The sequence below is a fragment of the Runella zeae DSM 19591 genome, from assembly GCF_000423565.1.
GTDB classification, from domain to species: Bacteria; Bacteroidota; Bacteroidia; order Cytophagales; family Spirosomataceae; genus Runella; species Runella zeae.
Window position 1 is genome coordinate 54,940 of sequence record NZ_KE384050.1, and the last position, 6,735, is coordinate 61,674.

Annotated in this window: 3 protein-coding genes; all 3 read left to right on the plus strand. The window is 43.4% G+C overall.

Annotated features, from left to right (window positions below; translation table 11 throughout):
• Window positions 1–1,983 (plus strand): beta strand repeat-containing protein (locus G563_RS0133170; RefSeq protein ID WP_028669126.1); only part of this gene is annotated, 1,983 nt, incomplete at its 5' end.
• A gap of 192 nt (window positions 1,984–2,175) precedes the next feature.
• Window positions 2,176–5,265: a beta strand repeat-containing protein gene (locus tag G563_RS0133175; RefSeq protein WP_028669127.1), complete on the plus strand. Its 3,090-nt coding sequence runs from the start codon at window positions 2,176–2,178 to the stop codon at window positions 5,263–5,265.
• Between the two features lie 1,206 nt (window positions 5,266–6,471).
• Window positions 6,472–6,657, plus strand: a complete 186-nt coding sequence (locus G563_RS0133180) for a hypothetical protein (protein ID WP_028666451.1) — start codon at window positions 6,472–6,474, stop codon at window positions 6,655–6,657.
• Window positions 6,658–6,735: the final 78 nt, after the last annotated feature.

Genomic DNA, 6,735 nt, shown 5'->3' on the forward strand with positions numbered 1-6,735 from the left:
ACTGCTTCTGGTACTGGTAGTCAAAACACTGCCGACATTGATCAAGATTACACAACTTCTACGGATGATTCAGAAGCATCAATCACCCAAGATGCAACTGGTGCTGGGGTCAATTATGCTGAGATCGATCAAGATGATGATTATAGTAGTGCGACTGTTACTCAAACTGCTAGCGCAGGTAACAACTATGCATACATATATCAATACTATCAGGGTGATGCTACCATCACTCAAACAGCCACTGGCGCAGGGAGTGACAACGAAGCTTATGTGTATCAATACGATGAGTATAACACTGCTACCATCACCCAAACCGCTATGGCTAGTGCCGATAACTATGCCTATATTGACCAAGATGGAGAAGATATCGAGACCACTATCACACAAAGTGCCGACGGTACTGATAGCTATAACTACGCCAGTATTGAACAAGATAGCTGGGCAAGTTATACAGACGCTACTGTGACTCAGACAGCTACCTCTAGTGGATATAACGATACTTACATTTACCAACATAGCGATGACTCTGACGCTACCGTGACCCAAACCGCCTCAGGAACTGATAGTTATAATGAAGTGGATTTGTATCAATACGGCTATGCGGATTACGCCTCTGCAACCGTGACCCAAGATGCCCAAGCGGATGGTTACAATGATAGCTACATTGAACAATATGGTGATGATATCGAGGTTACGGTTGACCAAACAGCTACTGGTGCTAGTAGTTCAAACCTTGCCTATGTTTATCAACAAAATGGAACCGATAACAACAGTGCTACTATCACTCAAGATGCAATGGCAAGTGCTGACAACTCAGCCACTATCACTCAGTCTGGGGATGACCAAACAGCCTCGGTCGACCAAATGGCCGACGGCTCAGGTAGCTCCAATACCGCTACTATTACTCAGCAGTCTACTGCTAACATGAGCGATGCGACCATCACTCAAGATGCCCAAAATGCGGGTACAAACACTGCCACTATCCTCCAAAAAGGAAATGACGAGACGGCTTCTGTAGACCAAACGGCCGCTTTCAGTGCCACCAACACCGCTACCGTTACCCAAGAAGACCTCAACACCCTTGGGGCCAATGTCGAAATCACTCAAGATGCGATCGACAACTCTTCCAATACCGCCACTACGCTACAACGTACTGATGCATTGGGAGATATCATCATCGACCAAACTGCCTCTGGCACCGGGTCTAGCAACCTAGTGGATGTCTTCCAAAATTCATCTACTTTCTCTTCATCTGCCAATATCACTCAAGACGCCATGTCTAGCGGTACCAACTCCGCTAACGTTTCACAAAATGGTTGGTTTGATCAAGTCACTATTTCACAGTCGGCCGACGGTTCTGCATCAGCCAACACGGCTACCATTTCCCAAAACATGACTGGGGGCTCAAACACCACGGCTTCTATTACACAAGCCGCTACTAATGGAGGAAACAACCAAGCTACTATCGCGCAGGTACTCGGTAGCAACACCTCGGCTACGATTGACCAAACTGCCAATGCCGCTGGTGACCCTAACATAGCTTCTATTTCACAATCTAATAGTGACCATGTGGCCTCTATTACTCAGACTGGTACAGGTAATGAAGCTAGCATCACTCAACTTGACGGACCCGCTAACGATGCCTCTATTTCACAAAGCGGAATCGGTAACACTGCGCAAGTTGGTCAAGCTGGACTTAACAACACCGCTAGTGTTAGCCAGACTGGTAATGACAACTTTAGCTACATCTCTCAGCTCTCACAAGATAACATGGCCTCTCTTACCCAAAATGGTAACTCCAACTATGCCGCTCTTGAGCAAATTGGTTCAGGAAATGAGGCTATTTTCTCTCAAGTTGGAGACGGAAACAGCATCGTGGGTGCCGCAGGGGGAGCCGTTCAACAAGGCGGAGGAAATAACTACCTAGAAATTAACCAAAACGGCAACAACAATACGTTTACGCTTACTCAAACTGGTATCTAAAAAATATCAGTTATTTGAAATATAAAAAAACGCTAAGAGGAATTCCTCTCAGCGTTTTTTTATATTTTTATACCGTTAAAAAATAATCCACATTTTCGGCAAGTAATCTTTTAAAAATTTATACTTTTGCTATATTAAATTTGCCCTTTTGAAAGTCAACTTTTGCCTCAAAACCATTTTATTTACACATTCATGAAAAAACTCACAATGACCGTTGGGAGCTTGCTCTTTGCTCTAGCGGCGTATTCACAAAACTCATTAACTGCCAATCAAACATCCACTAATGGGGGAATAAACACAGTAAGTGGACCAAGCCAAACAGTATCTGGAAGTGGAGCCAACACGGCTACACTTAACCAAACCGCCGACGGGGCTTCCTCCCTCAACACTATCAATTTGACTCAAACAAGTGCAGCATTTGCTAACTTTGGAACAATCACTCAAGAAGCTAATGCTGCTGGTGTTAACACCGCCACTTTGTCTCAAAATGTAGATGCCACTGCCAACAATACCGCTACATTGTCTCAAACAACAACTAACGGTATAAACACTGCTGATGTCAATCAATTTGATGATGCCAACGTTTCAACAGTTACTCAAAATGCTACGGACGGCGAAAACTACGTTGAAATTGACCAGCGAAAAGATGCAGTGGCTACAGTAACACAAACAGCTACAGGGGCTGGCAGCTACAATGATGCTGATATTTATCAGAACAATAGCAATGACAACACCGCAACGGTAACTCAAACAGCTAATTTGGGAGGCTCAAACTACATAGAGGTAAACCAATATGGGACAGATATTACTGTAACATCTACTCAAAATGCCGACGGAGCTGGTAGTCAAAATGACTCTTATGTAAGCCAAGCTCTTACCAGCGATGACTCTAATGTAGGTATATCTCAAACTGCTAACGCAGGTGCATACAATGAATCATATGTAGATCAAGTAAATGATGATCTAACCGCTACAATCACTCAAAGTGCAAGTGGTACTTCTACCTCCAATGACTCTTATGTTCGTCAAGGTTTATTGAGCGATAATTCAACCACAACCGTTGCTCAGACTGCCACAGATGGAGCTCTTAATGACGCTAGTGTTGTCCAATTAGCCGATAACCTAAGTGCAATTGTAACCCAAAATGCGACTGGTACAGGTAGCCAAAATGACGCTGATGTAGTGCAAGATTTAGCACCTAACAATACAGATGCCACTGTCACTCAAACAGCTTCTTCTGGCGGTGTAAACGATGCCGTAACATGGCAAGGTAGTGATGATTCTGATCTTACTGTTACACAAACTGCGGCAGGAGCTGGTAGCTACAATGATGGAGATATCCTACAAGGAGCTTTGAGTAGATATGTCACAGCCACTATCACACAAAATGCCCAATCAGGAGGCGAAAACGATGCAACTATTAGCCAACTAGCCGATGACCTGGAGGCAACCATAACTCAGACAGCTACTGGTGCTGGTAGTACAAATACGGCAGCTATCGAGCAAACTTTATTAAGTGACGACGCCACTGCCAACATTACGCAAACAGCTTCGGCTAGTGCCGACAACTTTGCAGACGTTGAACAAGCCGGGGATGACTTATCGGCCACTGTATCACAAACTGCCGACGGAACCGATAGTAACAATGAAACTTACGTAGAGCAAACTTCTCAGAGCAGCTATGGAGAGATAACCGTGATGCAAGATGCAATAACAGGAGGCCAAAATTATGCTAACATCCAGCAAAGAGGGGACTATGTAACTGTAGATGTAGACCAAAACGCCAGTGGTGCCAATAGCTCAAACACTACTTACCTAGATCAATACAACAATAGCTCTAATGCCGATATTACAGTATCTCAAGATGCTGAAGCTGGTGCTGAGAACTACGCCAACGTAGAACAAACAGGTGATGATATTGATGCAACCATCACCCAAACTGGTACTGGAGCAGGAAGTTATAACCAAGCATATGTGGATCAATACACAGATAGTGATTTTGCTACTACTACCATTACCCAGGATGCCTCTGCAAGTGCTGACAACTATGCTACGGTTAATCAATATGGTAATAATCTCACGGCTACCATTGACCAAGATGCCGACGGCTCAGGTAGCTCCAACACCGCTACTATTACTCAGGAGATCAATACAGATAATAATGATGCAACCATCAGCCAAGTAGCTGAAAACGCGGGTACAAACACTGCTACTATCCTCCAAAAAGGTGATACTGAAACTGCATCTGTAGACCAAACGGCCGCTTTCAGTGCTACCAACACCGCTACCGTTACCCAAGAAGACCTTAACACCCTTGGGGCCAATGTCGAAATCACTCAAGATGCGATCGACAACTCTTCCAATACCGCTACTACGCTACAACGTACTGATGCATTGGGAGATATCATCATCGACCAAACTGCCTCGGGCACCGGCTCTAGCAACCTAGTGGATGTCTTCCAAAACTCATCCACTTTCTCTTCATCTGCCAATATCACTCAAGACGCCATGTCTAGCGGTACCAACTCTGCTAACGTTTCGCAAAATGGTTGGTTTGATCAAGTCACTATTTCACAGTCGGCCGACGGTTCTGCATCAGCCAACACGGCTACCATTTCCCAAAACATGACTGGGGGCTCAAACACCACGGCTTCTATTACACAAGCCGCTACTAATGGAGGAAACAACCAAGCTACTATCGCGCAGGTACTCGGTAGCAACACCTCGGCTACGATTGACCAAACTGCCAATGCCGCTGGTGACCCTAACATAGCTTCTATTTCACAATCTAATAGTGACCATGTGGCCTCTATTACTCAGACTGGTACAGGTAATGAAGCTAGCATCACTCAACTTGACGGACCCGCTAACGATGCCTCTATTTCACAAAGCGGAATCGGTAACACTGCGCAAATTGGTCAAGCTGGACTTAACAACACTGGCTCAATAACACAAGAGGGTAATGATAACTTTGGTTATGCTTCTCAGCTTTCTCAAGATAATACATTCGCCCTCACTCAAACTGGTAATAGTAATATTGCTAGCATTGACCAAACTGGCTCAACAAACCAAGCTACTTTCACTCAAACAGGCGATAACAACTTGATTGAAGGTGCTATGGGGGGTAATGTTTTACAGGGTGGTAACAATAACGTGTTAGAACTTATGCAAAACGGTAATAATAATACGATTGGAATTACCCAGAATGGTAATGGTAATACTTTCAATAGTAACCAAACTGGAAATAATAACTCTGTTAATATTACTCAGTCGGGTATATAATTTCCAATATAATAACCCATTTATAAAAAAAGCTACGTATAAATACGTAGCTTTTTTTATAAACAAAACTGTAAACCCTAAATTCTAAACGTGGTATAAATTATCGAATACTCATAACCGTAAAATATTAAAATCCTACTAGCCACTAGTACAACAGAAAAGCCGACTATAAAGCTACATAGAATAGAGTAAAGAGCTCGCATTACTGTTTTTTACCGCATTCCCTTTGCCAAAGTACACTAGTTGAGGGCCAATCTAATGTATCTAAAACTCGCCTGCGATCCTTAATGAGCAATTAGTCAAAGAGCAAATCAAAGTCCAACTCAAAGAGATGGCGATTTGTCATCACTTTGAGTTGGACTTTGATTTGACAAAACAAGTATACAGTGGGAGTAAGATTGAGTCGTTAGATACCGTAAATATTCAGGCACTGATTTCCATGTTTAAGTAAAGATAGGTGTATAATTTTTTATCATACATTTTGTTTTTTACTCCGGCCATTTTACGCTAATAATAGTCTTGGATTTCGCGGCACGGATTTCTATGAGCATTAATGCCTTAAGAATTTTACCAATAACTTACCTTTTGCCTCAAACCGCCACGAGGCACCCCACTTACCAATGGGTCGCCGCAGCCTAATTTCTAGGGCTCGGGTCACCTCGTTGAACTTTGGTAAGCAATTTAGAGTGGGGCCTTAACCCGTCTATAGAATAAAAAACTCTGCATCGCAGTGTCACGCCACCTCTCCATAGTCAAGTACGAAGCCAACTCAAGGCCTTGATAGAGCAAGGTTCTAGCTGGGCTAAAACCTTTCACAACTATCTGCTCAATACTTGTAAGACCAGGCTAGCCAGCGGCATAGTCCAATGTCGGTCTTTGAACAGCACTTTGTGGGTAAACCAACCAAGAAGCACAATCGCCGTTGGTGTTTTCAACGCTGAGATACACATTGGCAGGGATAAACGCAGTAAAGACCCCAACTTGTTGGATTACTTAATGCTTCATTGGGAGACAGTGCTGGCTTTCGCTCGCACTAGTACTCAAGTCAGGTACCCCATTAATGATAAAATGCTATTACTCATTAGTCATCAACTTAAAAACATATAAGGAGCTAATTATCATAGCACCTAACGGGCGCAAACCAAATTGTCGTTTGAGTGTATTTTGTATCTTTGAATTATTTTTTAGCAAAAACCGAACAAATCAATGACAGAATCAGAATTTATAGAGATGGCTCGGGCCAAATATGCAGACATAAATCGTCTTAACGCCAGCCCGAGCCTACTAGAGTATGAGCAGGGTTTTGTTGAACTTTGGACGGAGCTAGGCCGAGCCGTAGCTGAGAAAAATCTGGGAGCTACCCCTAAAGATCGACGAAAAAAAAAAGATTAAAAGCACGTTTGGCACCCTCGAATTAGCCAAAACTCATCGTTATATTTCACACATGGAGCACAATTTTGGGCTTAGCCC

Coding starts and splice junctions, on each gene's coding strand:
- G563_RS0133175 (WP_028669127.1), top strand. CDS start 2,176: ATGAAAAAACTCACAATGACCGTTGGGAGCTTGCTCTTTGCTCTAGCG.
- G563_RS0133180 (WP_028666451.1), top strand. CDS start 6,472: ATGACAGAATCAGAATTTATAGAGATGGCTCGGGCCAAATATGCAGAC.